Here is an 18811-nt window from a genome sequence, read left to right on the forward strand (position 1 = left end):
TGACTCGATCGTATACGATCACGCGGCCCGGGGGGAAGGGCGGGACGGGCATTCCCGCCCACCCCTGCGTCCGTGCCGCAACGGATGCGCCCCCGGCACGACGACGGCGCCCATGCCTTCACGAGGAGGGTGCGGGCGCCGTCGGTGGGCAGAGGGCCTCAGCCTCCCGTTCCGCGAGGGGAAGCGGAGGTGGGGCCCCGCTTCGCGAACGACGGCGGAGGAGGCCCGGCGCGTCAGCCGTCCATCTTCGAGGCGGCCTGCTCCTGCTTGCCGAACACGGGGTTGTGCACCTCGCCGAGGTTGATGTGCACGGCCTGCTGATCGGTGTAGAAGTCGATCGAGCGGTAGCCGCCCTCGTGGCCGAGGCCCGAGGCCTTCACGCCGCCGAACGGCGTGCGCAGGTCGCGCACGTTGTTCGAGTTCAGCCACACCATGCCGGCCTCGACGTCCTGCGCGAAGTTGTGGGCGCGCTTGAGGTCGTTGGTCCAGATGTAGGCGGCCAGGCCGTACTTGGTGTTGTTGGCCAGCTCGAGGGCCTCCTCGTCCGTGTCGAACGGGGTGATCGCCACGACCGGGCCGAAGATCTCCTCCTGGAAGATCCGGGCGTCCGGGGCTACGTCCGCGAACACGGTGGGCTGCACGAAGTTGCCCTCCGGGAACTCCTCCGGGCGGCCGCCGCCGGCCACGAGGCGGGCCTCGCCCTTGCCGATCTCCACGTAGGACATGACCTTCTCGTAGTGCTCGGGGTGCACGAGCGCGCCGACCTCGGTGGTGGGGTCGGAGGGCAGGCCGACCTTCACGTTGGCAGCCTGCTTCGCGTAGCGCTCCACGAACTCGTCGTAGACGTCGCGCTGCACGAGGATGCGGGAGCCGGCGGTGCAGCGCTCGCCGTTGAGGGAGAACACGCCGAAGATCGTCGCATCGATGGCGGTGTCCAGGTCCGCGTCCGCGAAGACGACGGCCGGGGACTTGCCGCCGAGCTCCATGGACAGGCCCTTCAGGTACGGGGCCGCGTTGCCGAAGATGATCTGGCCGGTGCGGGACTCGCCGGTGAAGGAGATCAGCGGGACGTCCGGGTGCTTCACGAGCGGGTCGCCCGCGAACCCCTCCTCGCCGAAGCCGTGCACCATGTTGAAGACGCCCTGGGGCAGGCCGGCCTCCTCGAAGATGCCGCCCCACAGGGAGGCCGAGAGCGGGGTGAACTCGGCCGGCTTGAGCACCACGGAGTTGCCGGTGGCCAGGGCCGGGGCGAGCTTCCAGGACTCGAGCATGAACGGGGTGTTCCACGGCGTGATGAGGCCCGCGACGCCGATCGGCTTGCGGTTCACGTAGTTGGCCTGGCGGCCGGGCACCTTGAAGGCGTCGTCGTGCTGGGCCACGATCAGGTCCGCGAAGAAGCGGAAGTTCTCCGCGGCGCGGGCGGCCTGGCCCTTGGCCTGCTTGATCGGCAGGCCGGTGTCGAAGCACTCCATCTCGGCGAGCTGGTCGCCGCGGGTCTCCATGATGTCGGCGATCCTGTGCAGCACGCGGGAGCGGGCGCGGGGGAGGGCCTGGGACCACTCGCCGCGCTCGAAGGCGGCCTTCGCGGCGGCCACGGCGCGGTCGATGTCCGCCGACTTGCCGGAGGCGGCCTGGATGTAGGACTCGTTGGTGACGGGGTCCAGGACGTCGAAGGTGTCGCCGTCGATGGAGTCGACGTACTCGCCGTCGATGTAGTGGCGGATGACGTCCGGCAGGCCCTTGGGCTTGCGGTGGGAGATGGCGGTCTCGCTCATGATGTCCTCTCGGGCGGGGATGGCAGTCGGATGGGGGCGGTCTCGGGGTGGTCTGCCTGGTGGTCCAGGTAGGCGTGGAGGGTGTTGAGCCGGTGGGTGCGGGCGGCGTGCTCGACGGCGGCGAAGTCCGCGCCGGACTCGATGAGGCGCAGCAGGTCCTCGTGCTCCGCCACGGACGCCGCGGCCCGCCCGGGCACGTACGCGAACGTGGACGAGCGCAGCGCGGACAGGCGGTTCCAGCCGCGGTGGACGAGGTCCTGCACGTGCGCGTTCTGGTGGTGCTCGAACAGCACGGCGTGGAAGTCCCGGTTCAGGGCGGTGAACGCCACCGGGTCCCACGCCTGCCGGCCGTCCGCCAGCGCGCGCATGCGCTCGTTCACGGCGCGCGCCCGGGCGATCTCGGCCGCCGTCACATGCGGGGCGCACTGCGCGGTGGAGAACCCCTCGACAAGCGCGAGGGTCTCCATCGTGTCGCGGTACTCCACCGGGTCGATCCCGACGACGGTGGCGCCCACGTTGCGCTCGTACTCCACGAGGGACTCAGACTGCAGCCGGCGGATCGCCTCGCGGACCGGCACCACGGACATGCCGAGCCAGTCCGCGATCTGGGCGAGCACCAGCCGGTCGCCCGGCCCGTACCGCTGCTCCTGGATCCCGCGCAGGATCGCCTGGTAGGCCAGGTCAGCCTTCGACGCGGCGCTGGGCATCGCGGAACTCCTGGTACTTCGCCTTCCACTGCGCGTTCGGCGGGAAGAGCCCGTCCACGGGGTGGCCGGCCTTGACCTGGTCGAACACCCACGCGTCCTGCCGCTCCTGCTCGTAGGCGTCCTCGACGACCTCGACCAGCAGGTCCGGGGGGATGACCACGACGCCGTCGTCGTCGCCCACGATGATGTCCCCGGGCTGCACGGTGGTGCCGCCGCACGCGATGGTGCCGCCGACCTCCCAGGGGATGTGGCGCCGCGCGAGGGTGGCCGGGTGCGAGGCATTCGCGTAGACCTGCAGCCCCACCTCGGCGACGGCGGCGGAGTCGCGCATGCCGCCGTCGGTGATCACGGCGTTCGCGCCGTTGACCTGGGCGCGCAGGGCGAGGACGTCTCCGAGCGTGCCGGTGCCGTGCTCGCCGCGGGACTCCATGACCACGACGTCGTCCTGCTCCACCGAGTCGATCGCGCGCTTCTGGGCGTTGAACCCGGCGCCGAACTTCGTGGCGAGGTCCTCGCGCTTGGGCACGTAGCGCAGGGTCTTGGCGTAGCCCAGCACGCGTTGGCCGGCGTGCACGGGGCGGGGGCCGTCGATCGTGGCGTTCTGGATGCCGCGCTTCTGCAGCTGCGCGGTGAGGGTGGCCACCGCCGTCTCGTTGATCTTGGCGCGCAGCTCGTCGGTGAGCAGGGTGCGGTCCGCCACCGGGGCGGAGGGCACGTAGCGGCCGTGCTCGTCCACTGCGCCGGAGCCCGCGGCGTCGTCGGCCTCGTCCTGGGCGGCCGGCGGCAGGCCGGCGGCCTCGCGGGAGCCCCACGCCTCCTCGCGCTGCGCGTCGTCCACCTGCGGGCCGTGGCCGAACGGCGCCATGGCGTGCTCGGACTCGACCACGCGGGTCACGAGGCGGCCCGTGGTCGGGGCGCCCGCGGCGGTGGGGGCGTCCACCTCCACCTCGACGACGTCGCCCGGCTGGGCCACGGAGGAGCCGGCGGGGGTGCCGGTCAGGATGACGTCGCCGGGCTCGAGCGTCATGAGCTGGGAGAGGTCGGCCACGAGCTGGCCGAACGGGAAGACGAGCCCCTCCGTGGTGTCGTCCTGCACGAGCTCGCCGTTGACCCAGGTGCGCACGCGCAGGGCCTCGGGGTCCAGGCCGTCCGCGGAGATGACGGCCGGGCCGAGCGGCGTGTAGCCGTCGCCCGACTTGTTCTTCACGTTGGAGCCCTTGTCCGCGTGGCGGAGGTCGTAGAGGCCCCAGTCGTTCGCGGCGGTGACGCCGGCGACGTGCCGCCAGCCCTGCTCGGGGGTGACGCGGCGGGCCGCGGTGCCGATCACGAGTGCGATCTCGCCCTCGTAGGCGAGGAGCTCGGTGCCGACGGGGCGCTCGACGACGTCGCCGGAACGGGCGATCGAGGTGCCGGCCTTGAGGAAGTAGCCGGGGAACTTCGGCGAGCGGCCGCGCTGGGCGATCCGCGAGGGGTAGTTCAGGTGGAGGGCCACCACCTTGCCGGGGCGGGAGCCGCGGTCCGCGAAGTCATGCTCGGTGACGGTCGGGGTGCCGGAGGGCTGCGGGCCGGAGATCTCGGGTGTGCTCTGCGTCATGCCAGCGATCGTATACGATCACCCGGGGCCGGGGAAGGGGCTCCGCGCGCGGCTCAGCGGGAGCGGTTCGCCGCCACCGCCTCGTTCACCACGGGGGCCAGGCGGCGCGCGCCCTCCACGAGCTTCTCGGACTCCACGAAGGGGTAGGCCAGGCGCAGGGTCGAGTGGATCCCGTCCACCGGCGTGAACGCGGCGCCGGGGACGAACACGGCGCCGGCCTCGATGCCGCGGTGCATGAGCTCGAGCGTGTCCACGCCCTGGGGGAGCGTGGCCCACAGGAAGAAGCCGCCGCGTGGGGTGATGACGTCCACGGCCGGGTCCCAGTGCTCGCGCACCGCGGACGCCAGGGCCTCAGCGCGCTCCTTGTAGAGGCCCGTCACCGCGCGCACGTGCCCCTGCCAGTCCAGCTGCGTGACGAACGCGGTGGAGAGCATCTGCGAGTACGTGGAGGCGTGGATGAACGCGGACTCCGCCCCGAGGTAGAACTCGCGCTTGAGGGCGGAGGGCACGAGCGCCCAGCCGATGCGCACGCCCGGGGAGAAGATCTTGGACATCGTGCCCAGGTACACCACGTTGTCCCGGTGCCTCGCGGCGATCGGGGTGAGCGGGTCGCCGTCGAACGCGATCTGCCCGTACGGGTTGTCCTCCACGATCAGCACGCCGTGCCTCTCGCACACCGCGGCCACCTCCTCGCGGCGCTCCTCGGGGAGGAGGGCGCCGGAGGGGTTGGCGAACGAGGGGATCGTGTAGAGGAAGGCCACGCGTCGGCCCTCGGCGGCCAGCGCGGTCAGCGTGGCATCCAGCTCGGACGGGACGAGGCCCTGCTCGTCCGTGGGGGTGGCCACCGGATCCAGCTCCCAGGTGTTGAACGTGGTCAGCGCGCCCACGAAGGTGGGGTCCTCCACCACGACGACGTCGCCCGGGTTCGCGAACGTGCGGCACGCGGTGTCGATGGCGGCCTGGGAGCCGGGCGTGATGACGACGAGCTCGGGGTCGGCGTCCGGGATGCCGTCCGCGGCCATGACGGCGGCCGCCGCCTGGCGCATCTCCTCGAGGCCCTGGCCCGGGCCGTACTGCAGCGACTCGGTGCCGTGCTGCGCCACGAGGTCCGCGGCGATCCGGGAGAGCTCCTCGAGCGGGAGGTCCGCGAGCCACGGGTTGCCGCCCGCGAGCGAGACGAGGTTCGGGTCCATCGCGATGTCGAAGACGTCGCGCACGGCGGACTGGGTCACGCCGAGGGCGCGCTGGGCGAGGAGTTCACGACGAGGATGCACGAGTCCGCACCCTAGCAAGGGCCGCCCCCCGCCGGACAGGGGAGGGGCACGCGGTTCACCGGGGCGGTCAGGGGGTGGTGGGGGTCTCCGCCGCTCCCGACGTCGCGGCGCCCTCCGCCGCTCCCGCCCCGGGGGTGCCGACGGTGGTCGACGCGGCTTCCTCCCCCGCGGCGCCCGCGGGCGACGTGCCCTCGGCCCGATCCGCCACGGAGGCGGAGGAGGACGCGGTGGACGCCCACGAGGACCTGGAGGAGGGAGCCCAGGAGTTCTCCGCGGTGGAGCCCTCAGACGTGGAGCCCGGGCCGCCGGCGCCGGTGCCTCCCGGCGTCTCCTCCGTCCCCGCCGCACCCTCCGTCCCGGCAGCCCCCTCCGCGGCCGGCGTCGACGTCTCGGCGGCCGAGGGCGCCGTCTCCGCGGTCTCCGGGGTCCGGGAGGCCTCCACGGTCGGCGTCGCGGAGGCAGTCGCCGGGGGAACGGACGAGGAGGCCTGCTCGGCGGAGCCGTCCTGCGCCGCCGTCTCCGTCGGTGACGGCGAGGCGCCGGCGGAGGCCGCCGCGTCGTCGTCGGGGGAGGCCGAGGGCTCCGGGCCGAGGGCGAGCGGGGCGAGGCCGAGGAGCTCGTCGAGGTCCCGGCCGTCCACCTCGAGGCGCACGTGGGCGGCGTCCGTCTGGGCGCGGGCCGTCTCCTGCAGCTGCGCCCGCACGCGCGCGGCGGAGCACTCGCCCTCCGTGCTCAGCGTGCCGGAGAACGTGAACACCTCGGTGTCGCCCTCGCGGCGATGCCCCGTCGAGACGAGGGTGCTGCCCGTCTCCACGAGCTCGTTGTAGAGCGGCGGGTCGCCGTGGGAGCCCCGTCCGTCGCTGAGGAGGAAGTCCAGGGCGTAGGCGGCGCGGTCCGGGGCGTCGGCGGGGGAGGTCTCCACCGGGACCAGCAGGTCCCCGCAGCCGAAGGCGCGGCCCGAGACTCCCTCGGGCGCGGCGTCCGCCGGGACCACGAGGTGGACGGTCAGCGGGGCGTAGCCCGCCACGTCCGGGGCGGGCACCCCGGTGGAGGAGGCCGGTTCGGAGGAGGCCGCGGGCTCGGACGGCGCGGCCATGCACCCGGTGGCGACGGCGGCCAGCATGCCCAGGCCGGTCAGCAGGACGGCCCGCAGGGCGAGGGGATGGCGCATGCGGGCTCCTGGTGTCGGGGCGGGGTCGGGTGAGCCCTCTCATGGTAGAGCGCTCCCCGGAATCGCGTCCTGCCGGGAGGCTAGGCTGGAGGCATGCCCGTGAGAAACCGCCGCGCCGCCGCCCTGCCCGCCAAGCTGAGCCGCTCCTGGCTGCTGGTGAACGCGGCCCGCTCCGACGACTTCGCGCCGGCCCTGGCCTCCGAGGCGGACTCCGTGATCCTCGACCTCGAGGCCGCCGTGCCCGAGGAGGAGAAGGAGGCGGCGCGCGCCAACGTGGTGGACGCCCTCTCCGGCGGCATGACGGCGTGGGTGCGCATCTCCGCCGCCTCCACCGAGCACTGGGCCCGGGACCTCGAGGCGCTCGCGCGCCTGAGCGGGGTGCGCGGCGTGGTGCTCGCCGAGACCGAGGAGCCCGAACAGGTCACGTTCACGGCCATGCGCCTGCGCGCGGGCACGCCCGTGATCGCGCTGCTGGAGTCCGCCCTGGGCATCGAGAACGCCACGGCGGTGGCCAAGGCCCCGGGGACGTTCCGCCTCGCGTTCGGCGTCAACGACTTCCGCAAGGACGTGGGCGTGGGCGAGGACCCGCTGGCCATGGCCTACGCGCGCTCCCGCATGGTGATCGCCTCGCGCGTGGGACGGCTGCCCGGCGCGATCGACGGCCCGCCGGGGAACGCCGACGCCGAGGACTCCGTGCGCGAGTCCAGCGCCGTGACCGCCTCGATGGGGATGACCGGGCGCCTCGTGCTCAGCCGCGGCCAGGTGGACTGGGTGAACCGGGCCCTGTCTCCGTCCGAGGACGAGCTCTCGTGGGCCAAGGACCTGCTGGACAAGCACAGGGCGGGCGCCGCCGTGGGCGACGGCTCCTACCTGCCGCGCCTGAAGCGCGCGGAGAAGATCGCCGACCTCGCGGACTCGTACGGCCTCTGGAACGCGTGAGCGGCACGCGGCGTGACGTGCCGCGGCCGGCGCCGTGGCCGCCGTCGTGCGCGGGCCACTAGAGTTGACCCCGCTTCCCGCCCGGCCCGGCCGCGGCGGGATCTCCCGCATCCCGCCTCCTCGAAGGACTCCCATGAGCGACGCACCCGCAGCAAGCTTCTCCGCCTCCACCACCTCCGCGGCCGACGACGGCGCGCGCGGCACCGGCACCACCCGCGTCAAGCGCGGCCTGGCGGACATGCTCAAGGGCGGCGTGATCATGGACGTGGTCACCCCCGAGCAGGCGCGCATCGCCGAGGACGCCGGCGCCGTCGCCGTGATGGCCCTCGAGCGCGTGCCCGCGGACATCCGCTCCCAGGGCGGCGTGGCCCGCATGTCGGACCCGGACCTGATCGACGGGATCATCGAGGCCGTGTCCATCCCCGTGATGGCCAAGGCGCGCATCGGCCACTTCGTGGAGGCGCAGGTCCTGCAGTCCCTCAAGGTGGACTTCATCGACGAGTCCGAGGTGCTCTCCCCGGCCGACTACGTCAACCACATCGACAAGTGGGGCTTCGACGTGCCGTTCGTGTGCGGTGCCACCAACCTCGGCGAGGCGCTGCGCCGCATCACCGAGGGTGCGGCCATGATCCGCTCCAAGGGCGAGGCCGGCACCGGCGACGTCTCCGAGGCCGTGAAGCACATCCGCACCATCCGCAAGGAGATCGCGGCGCTGCAGGGCCTGGCCAAGGACGAGCTGTACGTGGCCGCCAAGGAGCTGCAGGCTCCCTACGAGCTCGTGGCCGAGGTCGCCTCCACCGGCACCCTGCCGGTCGTCATGTTCACCGCGGGCGGCGTGGCCACCCCGGCGGACGCGGCCCTGATGATGCAGATGGGCGCCGACGGCGTGTTCGTGGGCTCCGGCATCTTCAAGTCCGGCAACCCCGCCCAGCGCGCCGAGGCCATCGTCAAGGCCACCGCGCAGTTCGACGACCCGGCCGCGATCGCCGAGGCCTCCCGCGGCCTGGGCGAGGCCATGGTCGGCATCAACGTGGCGGACCTGCCCGCCCCGCACCGCCTGGCCGAGCGCGGCTGGTGAGCTGACCCCACCCCCCTCCCTCCGAACGAGGTGTCACGAAGTGTTGGTATCCGCCGCGGATACCAACACTTCGTGACACCTCGTCTGCGTGTGCGGGTGCGTGTGTGGGTGCGTGTGGGTATGTGGGGGTGGGTATGTGGGGGTGGGCTGCTCCTGCACACGTGCCAAGCGGGCGCGCCTCGTCCACCGACGACGACGACGGCCCGCCCCTCGCGCGCGACGGTCGCCACGCTGGGGGCATGACCCGTCCCCCTCGACGGCTCCCGCCCGCCGTCTCCCCACCACCCGACCACGAGGACGCCCCCGTGCCCCGGCGCCTGCTCACCTCCGGCGCGGCACCGGTGTCCACCGTCCGCGCTCTGCGGGCCGCCGGTGCGACGGCCCAGCGCCTGCGCGCGTCCGACCTCGCGGCCCCGGCGTGGGGTCTGCGGGCGATCGGACCGGGTCCCGTCGACCGGATCGGGCACCTGCGAGCGCTGACGGACCTCACGCCCGGGGACGCTGTGGTCACCCACGCCACCGCCGCGTGGGTCTGGGGGATCTGGCTGCCGTCGGCGCTGGACCCGCTCTCCCCGCTCCATCTGTCCAAGCGCATCGATGCCGGCGGCCGCCCCCGTCCTCGCGGCGTCCGTCCCCACACGCTTCCCCCGGCCGCCCCCGTCACCCGTCTCGCGGGCGTCCCCGTGACGTCGGCGGCATGGACCTGGACTGACCTGGCCACACAGCTCGTCCCGTGGGGTGACCCGCGGTCCGTCCCGCCCCTCGTGGAGGAGCGTGCCCTCGAGGACCTCGTGGTGGCGGGGGAGTCGCTGCTCCAGTCCGCGCACGGGGCGGCCGCCAGGGAGGAGCCCGGCGAGCACCCGCGATGCACGCGAGCGGAACTGGCCGCCGTCGTCGGGAAGCGGCGGAACGTGCGCGGGGTGCGCCTGATGCGGGCAGCGCTGCCGCTGCTGCGGGACGGCAGCGGATCGCCCGCGGAGAGCCGGCTGCGGCTGCGGCTGGTGGGGGCCGGCTTCCCGGAGCCGCGGATGAACGTGCGGGTCACGCTCCGGGGCGGGTCGTGGATCATGCCGGACCTGGTGTGGGAGGAGTCGCGCGTGTGCCTCGAGTACGAGGGCGACCACCACCGCACGGACGTCGCCCAGTTCCGGGAGGACATCAGCCGCGTGCGCCGTCTCGAGGCGTCGGACTGGACCTGTCTGCGGGTAGCGGGGGACGTGTGGACGCCGTCGGGGTTCGAGCGGATGGCGGCCGACCTGCGCGCCGCTCTCCTCCGCCGCGGCGCTGTCCTCTCCGCGCAGACGAATTGTCACGAATCGTTGGAATGCGGCCCGGATACCAACGATTCGTGACACCTCGTTCGGGGGAGGGGGCGGGCTAGCATCAGGGGAATGACGACGACGCGGCCGGACGGCGACCAGGGTTCCAGCAACGGGAGGCTCGTCGGGGTGTTCGCGCTCCAGGGCGACGTCCGCGAGCACGTGCACGTCCTCGAGGCGCTCGGCGCGCAGACCCGGCTGGTGCGGCGCCCCGCCGACCTCGAGGGGCTCGACGGGATCGTCCTGCCCGGAGGGGAGTCGTCCGTGATGGACCGGCTCGCGCGGATCATGGCGCTCAAGGCCACGCTCGCCGCGGTCCTCCGCGCTGGCCTGCCGGCCTACGGCACGTGCGCCGGCCTCATCATGCTGGCGGACGGGATCCAGAACCCGGCCCCGGGCCAGGGCAGTCTCGGCGTCCTGGACGTCACGGTGCGGCGCAACGCGTTCGGCGCGCAGGTGGACTCGTTCGAGGAGGACCTCGCCATCCCCGCCGTCTCGGCGGACCCGGTGCATGCCGTGTTCATCCGCGCGCCCGCGGTCCTGGCCGCCGGCGCCGACGTCGAGGTCCTGGCGAGCGTGCCGGCCTCGCGCCTGTCCGTGGACCCTGCGGGGCTGGGGCTCGACGACGACGCGCGCCTGCCCGTGGCCGTGCGCCAGGGGCGCCTGCTCGCCACGAGCTTCCACCCCGAGGTCACCGGCGACTGGTCCTTCCACCGGGAGTTCCTCGCTGGGCTCTGAGCCGGACGCTCTCGGGCAGTGAGCCCGGACGACGCGGGGCCCGGACGGATCAGACCGTCCGGGCCCCGCGTCGTCGGTCGGATCAGGCCTCGGCGAGCACGTCCGCGGTGACGCGCACGTCCGTCTCCGCGTCCAGCCCGAGCGGCTCGGCGAGCGCTTCGGCCACGGAGCGCAGGGTGAGGGAGCCCTCATGGGCGTTGAGCCCCGTGGCGAAGCCCTCGTCCGAGGAGAGCGCGGCGCGCCAGCCGGCATCGGCGATCTTCAGGATGTACGGCAGGGTCGCGTTGGTGAGCGCGGCCGTGGAGGTCTGCGGCACGGCCCCGGGCATGTTGGCCACGCAGTAGTAGACCTGCTCGCCCACGCGATACGTGGGGTGCTGGTGCGTGGTGGCGTGCGACCCCTCGAAGCAGCCGCCCTGGTCGATTGCGATGTCCACGAGCACGGAGCCCGGGCGCATGGCCTCCACCATCTCTGCGGTGACCAGTTTGGGGGCCGCGGCGCCGGGGATGAGCACGGAGCCGATCACGAGGTCCGCGTCCGCCACGGTCTCGGCGATGGACAGGTGACTCGAGGCCAGCGTGCGGAAGCGCCCGTTGTGGGTGGAATCCAGCTGCGCGAGGCGCTCCAGGCTGATGTCCAGCACAGTCACGTCCGCGCCCATGCCGGCGGCGACGACGGCCGCGTTCTCGCCCGCGACGCCCGCGCCGATCACGGCCACGCGGCTGCGGCGGGTGCCGGGCACGCCGCCGAGCAGCACGCCGGAGCCCCCCTGCGCCTGGGTGAGGTGGTACGCGCCGGCCGTGGGTGCGAGGCGCCCGGCCACCTGGGACATCGGGGCCAGCAGCGGCAGGGCACGGCCGCGGGTCACGGTCTCGTAGGCGATGGCGGTGGTGCCGGAGTCCAGGATGGCGCGGGTGCCCTCGGCATCGGCGGCGAGGTGCAGGTAGGTGAAGAGGACCTGGCTGCGGCGCAGGCGGTGGTGCTCCTCGGCCACGGGCTCCTTGACCTTCAGCACGAGCTCCGCGCGCTCCCAGACCTCGTCCGCGCTCCCGACGAGCTGGGCGCCCGCCTCGGCGTAGGCCTCGTCCGGGATGCCGGAGCCGACGCCGGCCCCCGTCTGCACCAGGACCTCGTGGCCGCGGCGGACCAGCTCCAGGACGCCGCTGTGCGTGAGGGCGACGCGGAACTCGTTGTTCTTGACCTCTGTGGGCACTCCGATCAGCATGGCGGCGAATCTAGCCGTCCCGACGGCATTGCGGACCAGGTGCCGAAGGATCGTGCGCGAAGACGGCAGAATTGGACAGAATCGTCGTCGCACAGCTCACAGTGAGGCCCGAACCATGAAGCATCTGCAGTCCCTCGACCGGGTGGACCGGCGGCTCCTCGAGCTGCTGCGGCAGGACGCGCGCCGCACCAACGCCTCGCTCGCGGAGGAGCTCGGGGTGGCGCCGTCCACGTGCCTGGCCCGGCTCAAGGCGCTGCGCGCGTCCGGCGCCGTGCGCGGCTTCACCGTGGAGGTGGACCCGGCCGCCCTGGGGAACGGCCTGGTGGCGCTGATCTCCGTGCGCATCCGCCCGGGGGCGCGCCACCGCATGGAGGAGCTCTTCGAGCAGATGCGCGCGCTGCCCGGCGTGCTCCAGGTGTTCTTCCTCGGCGGCGAGGAGGACTTCCTCCTCCACGTGGCGGTCGCGGACTCGGAGGAGGTCTCCCGGTTCGTGCTCAAGAACCTCTCGGCGGATCCGGCCGTGGCCTCCACCCGCACCTCCCTCGTGTTCCGGCACGAGCGCGGCGAGTGGCCCTGGCAGCGGGGCTGAGCGGACCCGGCCCGCTCACACCGCCCCGCACGCGGACCCGGCCCGCCATACTGGACCCGTGACCACCCTTGCGATCGTCGTGTCCCTCCTCGCCGTCCTCCTGATCATGGTCGGGGTCGTCGGCACGGTCTACCCGATCCTGCCCGGCTCGATCCTCATCCTCGTCACGTCCCTCGCATGGGCCTGGATCCTCGGGTCCGGTGCCTCCTGGACGTTCGGCATCATCGCGGCCGGCCTCGCGATCACGGGCCTGAGCGCGTCCGCCGTGCTCACGGGCCGCTCGCTGCGCCGGGAGAAGGTGACGCGCGGGCCGATCATGGCCGGCGTCGTCGGGGCGATCATCGGCTTCTTCGTCGTCCCCGTGGTCGGCCTGTTCATCGGCTTCGCGGTGGGCCTGTTCGCCTCGCAGTGGGCGCGCCTCAAGGACGGCCGCGCCGCCCTGGCCAGCTCCGTCAGCGCCCTCAAGGCGATGGGCCTCGGCATCCTCGTGGAGTTCACCTGCGCGATGTTCGCGCTCACCTCGGTGGGCTTCGGGATCATCGTCCACGCCCTCACCTGACCGCCCCCCCACACGACGCCCCGCCGGTGCCCGGCTACCGAACGGCGAGGGAGTAGAAGCCCAGGATGTGCGAGCGCAGGGCGTCGGCGGCAGCGTCCCCGTCCCGAGCGCGGACGTGCGCCAGGACCGCGCGGTGGTCCCGCTGGAGTCCGGCCCGGACGTCCCGCCAGTCGTCGAGCAGGGCGACGGTCTCCTGGACGTACCCGATGGTCGCCTCGCGCAGCGACGACATGACGGTCTCCACCACCACGTTGCGGGCCAGCGACGCGAGGAGGACGTGGAACTCGGCGTCCAGGCGGTGGAACTGCTCCGCGGGCAGGGCCTCGTCGTCCATCCGGTCCACGAGGGCCTCCGCGTCGTCGAGCGCGGCGGCGCGGGCGGCGTCGTCCGCCCCCTGGGCCGCGCGGGCCGCGGCCCGCGCGGCGTCCGTCTCGAGGAGGACGCGCGTGGTGACCACGTCCGCCATGGGCAGGGCCCGCGTGGCGATGTGCATGCGCAGTGCCCAGGCGAGGGCCGCGGAGGGCTGGGAGACCAGGATGGTCCCGGCGTTCGGGCCGGAGCCGGCCGAGGCCCGCAGCAGGCCCATGGCGTCCAGCATGCGCGTCGCCTCACGGACCGAGGTCCGCGAGATCCCGAAGCGCTCGGCCAGGGCGCGCTCTCCCGGGAGCTTGTCCCCGACGGAGAGCCCGCCTCCGCGGAGCTCGTCCTCCAGCCAGTCGAGGATGACGGTGTACGAGGGCTGGGCGGGCACGGTGACTCCTGGACAGGGCGGACGGGGCGGGGGTGAGCGCGGCCCCGCGCACCCGTGCCCGCAGGATAGTGGATCCTGCGGGCGCGCTCAGGCGGCGCCGGTCCGGCAGGAGGTCACGGGAGCATGCCGTGCAGCACCGTCGCCTGAAGGAACACGATCAGGCAGACCAGCAGGAGCAGGCCCACGGACCACGGCACCACCGTGCGGAAGATCTTGGACTCCTGTCCCTCCATGCCGACCGCGGTGGCGGCGATGGCGAGGGACTGCGGGGAGATCATCTTGCCGACGACGCCGCCCGAGGTGTTCGCGGCGACCATGAGCGTGGGGTCCAGCCCGGTGTTCTCGGCGGCGGTCTGCTGGAGGGTGGCGAAGAGCGCGTTGGCCGAGGTGTCCGAGCCGGTCACGGCGGTGCCCAGCCAGCCCAGGACCGGGGAGAAGAACGCGAAGGCCCCGCCCACGGCGGCGATGGCCGTGCCCATGGCCAGGGTCTGGCCGGAGAAGTTCATGACGTAGGCGAGGGAGAGCACCAGGACGATCGTCAGCCCGGACCACCGCATGCGCCAGAAGCACCGGCCGATCTCGGCGAGGGCGTCGGTGAAGGAGAGGCGGTAGCGGCCGCCTCCGTCGCGGACCGCGTAGACGGCGGCGACCAGCAGGCCGGTGATCAGCAGCAGGGTTCCGGGAGAGGACAGCCACGGCAGCGAGTACACCGTCGACGAGATGGCCGCGCCGGCCCCGTCGACGAGGTTCCCGTGCAGGCCGGGCCACGGGATCTTCACGTTGCTGGAGGCCAGCAGCTTCGGCACGTCCACCCCCAGCGTCCAGAGCTTCGCCACGCCGAAGACGGCCACCACCAGCAGGTAGGGCAGCACCGCCATCCACACGCGGCCCGGGGTGAGCGCCTCCGTTCGTGCCGGAGTGCGCACGCCGAGGCGCTGGCCGGCCGCGGCCGCGCCCTGGGGGCGCCAGAACCGGAGCAGGACGACGGCGGCGGCCATCGCGAGCAGGGAGGCCACGACGTCGGTCAGCTCGTAGGAGAAGTGCGTCGAGGACCACCAGATGCCGACGGAGAAGGCGCCGCCGATCACGAGCAGTGCCGGCCAGGTCTCCCGCACGCCCCGGACCCCGTCGATCAGGAAGACCAGCAGGAACGGGACGAGCACGGCGACGAAGGGGGCCTGGTGGCCGACGACGGCACCGATGTGCGCCGCGGGGATGCCGGTGAGCTGGCCGGCCGTCGTGATCGGGATGCCGACCGCGCCGAACGCCACGGGGGCGGTGTTGGCGATCAGCACGACCGTCGCGGCCTTGAGGGGCGGGAGGCCGAGGGCGAGCAGCATGGTCGCCGTGATGGCCACCGGGGCGCCGAATCCGGCCAGCGCCTCCAGCATGCCGCCGAAGCAGAACGCGATCAGGACGGCCTGGATGCGGACGTCGCCTCCGCCGACCGAGTCGAAGATGGCGCGCATGTCCTCGAAGCGGCCCGAGAGCACCGTGACCTGGTAGAACCACAGCGCCATCACCACGATCCACACGATCGGGAGGAGGCCGAAGACCGCTCCCTGGGTCGCGGAGAGGAGCGCCAGTCCGGCGGGCATGCCGAATCCCAGCACAGCCACCAGCAGGGCCACCGCCAGGGAGGCCAGGGCGGCCTGCCATGCCTTGGCCTTGAGCGCGAGCAGGAGCGCGAAGAAGGTGATCAGCGGAAGGGTGCCGAGCAGGGCTGACAGGCCGAGGCTGCCGGCGACCGCGTCGGTCGTCGCGGTGAACGTGGGCACGCGTTCTCCTTGGGGGTGGGGCGCTGGGCCGGGGTGGGGCGGGGTCGCGAGGTCTCGCATCCGTGTGGACTGACCACTGTGGTCTGACCACTGTGGTCTGACCGCAGACGCTATATGGCGTGCATCACAGGCGCAAGGGGGGAGTCCAGTGGCGACCGTGCCCGTCCTGCGGCGGACGCACCCTGCCCGCCGGGGCCGGCCGGGTCGGCGTGGATCGGGTGGGCCTGTGCGACGCGTCACTGCCCTGATATGGTCTGAACACATCGACCGACCCGGAGGGACCGCTCATGAGGATCGCCCTGTTCGCCACGTGCATCGTGGACGCCATGCACCCGCGCGTCGCACTCGCCACGGTGCGCGTCCTCGAACGACTCGGCCACGAGGTCGTCTTCCCGCCGGGCCAGGGCTGCTGCGGCCAGATGCACATCAACAGCGGCTACCTGGACGATGCGGTCCCCGTGGTCCGCAACCACGTGCGCGCCTTCCAGCGCGCGGAGTACGACGTCGCCGTCGCGCCCTCCGGCTCGTGCGTCGCCTCCCTGGGGCACCAGCAGCCGATGGTCGCGCGTCGCGTGGGGGACGAGGGCCTCGCCCGCGACGCCGCCGAGGTGGCCGGGCGCACCTACGAGCTCTCCCAGCTGCTCACCGACGTCCTCGGCGTCACCGACGCGGCCGCCCAGCTCGACTCGTGGTTCCCGCACGCGGTGACCTACCACCCGTCCTGCCACGGCATGCGCCTGCTCCGGCTCGGCGACCGGCAGAAGGACCTCGTGCGCTCGGTGGCGGACATCGACTTCCGCGAGTTGCCGGACGCCGAGGAGTGCTGCGGGTTCGGCGGCACCTTCTCGCTCAAGAACCCGGACGTGTCCGGGGCGATGGCCGAGGAGAAGATCGCGAACGTCGAGCGGTCCGGCGCGTCCGTCTGCACGGGCGGCGACGCGTCCTGCCTGCTCCACCTCGGCGGCGCCATGTCTCGGCGGGGCACCACGGCTCCCGACGGCGGACCCGTCACCACCCTGCACTTCGCCGAGATCCTCGCGGCCACCCGGGAGCATCCGCTGGACGTCTCCGGCCCCGTCGAGCTGTCCATCCCGAAGGAGGCCGTCCGATGACCCGCACCCGCCTCGGCATGCCCGCCGTCCGCCGCGTCCACGGCCAGGGGGACATCGTGCTGGAGACGCCCTTCCCCGCCTCCGCGCGCGAGGAGCTGGGCAACGCCCAGATGCGCACCAACATCCGCCACGCCACCCACACGATCCGCGGGAAGCGCGGCCGCGTCGTGGACGAGCTGCCGGACTGGCCGGAGCTGCGTCAGGCGGGCTCCGCCCTCAAGCAGTGGGTCATGGCCGAGCTGCCCGAGCTCCTCGAGCAGTTCGAACGGAACGTGACGGAGCGCGGCGGCGTGGTGCACTGGGCGCGGGACGCGGAGGAGGCGAATCGCATCATCACGGACCTGGTCACGGCGAAGGGCGTGGACGAGGTCATCAAGGTGAAGTCCATGGCCACGCAGGAGATCGGCCTGGAGGCCGCCCTCGCGAAGGCGGGGGTCGCTGCCACGGAGACCGACCTGGCGGAGCTGATCGTCCAGCTGGGGCACGACCGCCCCTCGCACATCCTCGTCCCGGCGATCCACCGCAACCGCGGCGAGGTCCGGGACATCTTCCTCCGGGAGATCCCCACCGCGGATCCCGGCCTCACGGACGATCCGTCCGAGCTGGCGAACACCGCACGCGCCCACCTGCGGGAGAAGTTCCTCACCACCTCGGTGGCGATCTCCGGCGCGAACTTCGGCGTGGCCGAGAGCGGCACGCTCACCGTGGTGGAGTCCGAGGGCAACGGCCGCATGTGCCTGACCCTCCCGGACACCCTCATCACGGTGATGGGCATCGAGAAGATCGTCCCCACGTTCCAGGACCTCGAGGTCTTCCTGCAGCTGCTTCCGCGCTCCTCGACCGGAGAGCGCATGAACCCCTACACCTCGATGTGGACGGGCGTCACCGAGGGTGACGGGCCCCAGGAGTTCCACCTGGTCCTGCTGGACAACGGGCGCTCGGCCGTCCTCTCCGATCCCGAGGGACGCTCCGCCCTGCACTGCATCCGCTGCTCGGCGTGCATGAACGTGTGCCCCGTGTACGAGCAGACCGGCGGCCACGCCTACGGCTCGGTGTACCCGGGCCCGATCGGCGCGATCCTCTCCCCGCAGCTCACCGGCGTCGAGGAGGGCGAGAACGGCTCCCTGCCCTACGCGTCCTCGCTGTGCGGCGCCTGCTATGACGTCTGCCCCGTCGCGATCAACATCCCGGAGATCCTCGTCCATCTGCGCGACGAGGACGTGATGGCCACGCATGCCCGGAAGAGGGAGGAGAGCCGGGTCCCCGTCCCCTCGCAGATGGACGTGCTCATGGCCGGCGCGAAGACGGTCATGTCCTCGGGGACCCTCATGGGCCTGGCCGAGCGTGGCCTGCCCGCCGGCCGCCTGGCCGCCGGGCCGGACCGCAAGCTCGGCTGGCTGCCGGGCATCGCGGGCCACTGGACGGACGAGCGCGACGTCCCCGCGCCACCGCGGGAGTCCTTCCGCACGTGGTGGCGCAGGCACGGACACGAGCACGACGAGGAGAACCGATGACCGCCCCCCAGCCCATCGACGCGAAGAGCGCCATCCTCGGCCGCATCCGCGAGGCCCTGCAGGACGGGCCGACGCCGGACCCCGTGGAGCGGACCTACCGGCGCCACTCCGAGGCGAGCCGGACCGACGTCCTCCATCAGCTGGAGGACCGCCTGCTGGACTACAAGGCGAGCGTGCACCGCGAGGACCTCACCACGGTGGGTGCCCGGATCGGCGCCCTGCTCGGCGCGGGAGCGCGCTACGTGGCCCCCGCGGGGCTGGACCCCGCGTGGCTGCCCGCCGACGACCACGCCGCGGGGCGCGAGCGCCTCGTGGACGGCGCCGCCGGCGAGCCGCTCACCGTCCGCGCGCTCGACGGGCTCGACGCCGTCGTCACCGGCTCCACGGTGACCTGCTCCGAGACCGGCACGATCTTCCTCACCGGCCGCCCCGGCGAGGGTCGCCGGGCGCTCAGCCTGGTGCCCGACCACCATGTGTGCGTCGTGCCCGTCGAGTCGGTGGTGGAGCTCATCCCGGAGGCGCTCGAGCGCGTCCCGCCGACGGCCGTGATCACGATGATCTCGGGCCCCTCTGCCACCTCGGACATCGAGCTCGTCCGCGTCGAGGGCGTCCACGGCCCGCGACGTCTGGACGTGATCCTCCTGGACACCGGCGCGGCCTGACCGCGCTCCCGGCCGCGGGCGGCACG

Annotated in this window: 17 protein-coding genes; 9 read left to right on the forward strand and 8 right to left on the reverse strand. The window is 73.2% G+C overall.

The annotated features are described in order from the left end of the window. Window positions 1-233 precede the first annotated feature (233 nt). From hpaE to KZX60_RS08500, 5 genes are all read right to left on the reverse strand, one after another. Entirely contained in the window at window positions 234-1775 is a 1542-nt protein-coding gene (hpaE, locus tag KZX60_RS08480; protein WP_248117383.1) for a 5-carboxymethyl-2-hydroxymuconate semialdehyde dehydrogenase, read from the reverse strand. Beyond that, window positions 1772-2482 (reverse strand): GntR family transcriptional regulator, encoded by a 711-nt coding sequence (locus KZX60_RS08485; RefSeq protein ID WP_248117385.1) that lies wholly within the window; start codon window positions 2480-2482, stop codon window positions 1772-1774. Before KZX60_RS08485 ends, hpaE begins: the two co-directional genes overlap by 4 nt. Beyond that, window positions 2457-4076, reverse strand: a complete 1620-nt coding sequence (locus KZX60_RS08490) for a fumarylacetoacetate hydrolase family protein (protein ID WP_248117387.1) — start codon at window positions 4074-4076, stop codon at window positions 2457-2459. The genes KZX60_RS08485 and KZX60_RS08490 overlap by 26 nt, the downstream gene beginning before the upstream one ends. A gap of 53 nt (window positions 4077-4129) precedes the next feature. Then, the gene (locus tag KZX60_RS08495; protein ID WP_248117389.1) at window positions 4130-5350 is read right to left on the reverse strand and encodes a PLP-dependent aminotransferase family protein; all 1221 of its coding nucleotides are present in this window, start codon (window positions 5348-5350) and stop codon (window positions 4130-4132) included. Between the two features lie 67 nt (window positions 5351-5417). Further along, window positions 5418-6521 carry a hypothetical protein gene (locus KZX60_RS08500; protein ID WP_248117391.1) on the reverse strand — a complete coding sequence of 368 codons (1104 nt, stop codon included), beginning with the start codon at window positions 6519-6521 and terminating at the stop codon, window positions 5418-5420. 93 nt (window positions 6522-6614) lie between these two features. Here KZX60_RS08500 and KZX60_RS08505 point away from each other — a divergent pair, with 93 nt between their 5' ends. The 4 genes from KZX60_RS08505 to pdxT all read left to right on the forward strand — a co-directional run bounded on the left by KZX60_RS08505 (window position 6615) and on the right by pdxT (window position 10595). Then, window positions 6615-7460: a CoA ester lyase gene (locus KZX60_RS08505; protein ID WP_248117393.1), complete on the forward strand. Its 846-nt coding sequence runs from the start codon at window positions 6615-6617 to the stop codon at window positions 7458-7460. Window positions 7461-7593: 133 nt separating this feature from the next. Next, window positions 7594-8538, forward strand: coding sequence for a pyridoxal 5'-phosphate synthase lyase subunit PdxS (gene pdxS, locus KZX60_RS08510; RefSeq protein WP_282442730.1), 945 nt, complete (start codon window positions 7594-7596; stop codon window positions 8536-8538). A 239-nt stretch (window positions 8539-8777) separates the two neighbouring features. After that, the gene (locus KZX60_RS08515; RefSeq protein ID WP_248117395.1) at window positions 8778-9890 is read left to right on the forward strand and encodes a hypothetical protein; all 1113 of its coding nucleotides are present in this window, start codon (window positions 8778-8780) and stop codon (window positions 9888-9890) included. Window positions 9891-9929: 39 nt separating this feature from the next. Beyond that, window positions 9930-10595 (forward strand): pyridoxal 5'-phosphate synthase glutaminase subunit PdxT, encoded by a 666-nt coding sequence (gene pdxT / locus KZX60_RS08520; protein WP_248117397.1) that lies wholly within the window; start codon window positions 9930-9932, stop codon window positions 10593-10595. Between the two features lie 82 nt (window positions 10596-10677). Here the strand turns inward: pdxT and ald are convergent, their stop codons facing one another. Continuing rightward, on the reverse strand, window positions 10678-11820 hold the full coding sequence (gene ald / locus KZX60_RS08525; RefSeq protein ID WP_248117399.1) for an alanine dehydrogenase: 1143 nt from the start codon (window positions 11818-11820) through the stop codon (window positions 10678-10680). A gap of 115 nt (window positions 11821-11935) precedes the next feature. On the opposite strand from ald, the gene KZX60_RS08530 reads away from it, so the two are divergent. Beyond that, window positions 11936-12409: an Lrp/AsnC family transcriptional regulator gene (locus KZX60_RS08530; RefSeq protein WP_248117401.1), complete on the forward strand. Its 474-nt coding sequence runs from the start codon at window positions 11936-11938 to the stop codon at window positions 12407-12409. 106 nt (window positions 12410-12515) lie between these two features. After that, window positions 12516-12968, forward strand: coding sequence for a DUF456 domain-containing protein (locus KZX60_RS08535; RefSeq protein ID WP_248117445.1), 453 nt, complete (start codon window positions 12516-12518; stop codon window positions 12966-12968). 34 nt (window positions 12969-13002) lie between these two features. Here KZX60_RS08535 and KZX60_RS08540 read toward each other — a convergent pair whose 3' ends face one another. Further along, complete coding sequence (locus KZX60_RS08540) at window positions 13003-13719, reverse strand: FCD domain-containing protein (protein WP_248117403.1); 717 nt, start codon at window positions 13717-13719, stop codon at window positions 13003-13005. Window positions 13720-13832: 113 nt separating this feature from the next. Continuing rightward, a complete protein-coding gene (locus KZX60_RS08545) occupies window positions 13833-15497 on the reverse strand; it encodes an L-lactate permease (RefSeq protein WP_248117405.1) in 1665 nt (554 codons plus the stop codon). 287 nt (window positions 15498-15784) lie between these two features. Here KZX60_RS08545 and KZX60_RS08550 point away from each other — a divergent pair, with 287 nt between their 5' ends. Genes KZX60_RS08550 through KZX60_RS08560 form a run of 3 tightly spaced genes read left to right on the forward strand, consistent with a single transcriptional unit; the run spans window position 15785 to window position 18785 of the window. Next, a complete protein-coding gene (locus tag KZX60_RS08550) occupies window positions 15785-16609 on the forward strand; it encodes a (Fe-S)-binding protein (RefSeq protein ID WP_248117407.1) in 825 nt (274 codons plus the stop codon). Then, window positions 16606-18123, forward strand: a complete 1518-nt coding sequence (locus tag KZX60_RS08555; RefSeq protein ID WP_248117409.1) for a LutB/LldF family L-lactate oxidation iron-sulfur protein — start codon at window positions 16606-16608, stop codon at window positions 18121-18123. Before KZX60_RS08550 ends, KZX60_RS08555 begins: the two co-directional genes overlap by 4 nt. Further along, window positions 18120-18785: an LUD domain-containing protein gene (locus KZX60_RS08560; RefSeq protein WP_248117411.1), complete on the forward strand. Its 666-nt coding sequence runs from the start codon at window positions 18120-18122 to the stop codon at window positions 18783-18785. The genes KZX60_RS08555 and KZX60_RS08560 overlap by 4 nt, the downstream gene beginning before the upstream one ends. The last annotated feature ends 26 nt before the right edge of the window (window positions 18786-18811 follow it).

The organism is Micrococcus sp. EYE_212, from assembly GCF_023147585.1.
Classification (GTDB): Bacteria; Actinomycetota; Actinomycetes; order Actinomycetales; family Micrococcaceae; genus Micrococcus.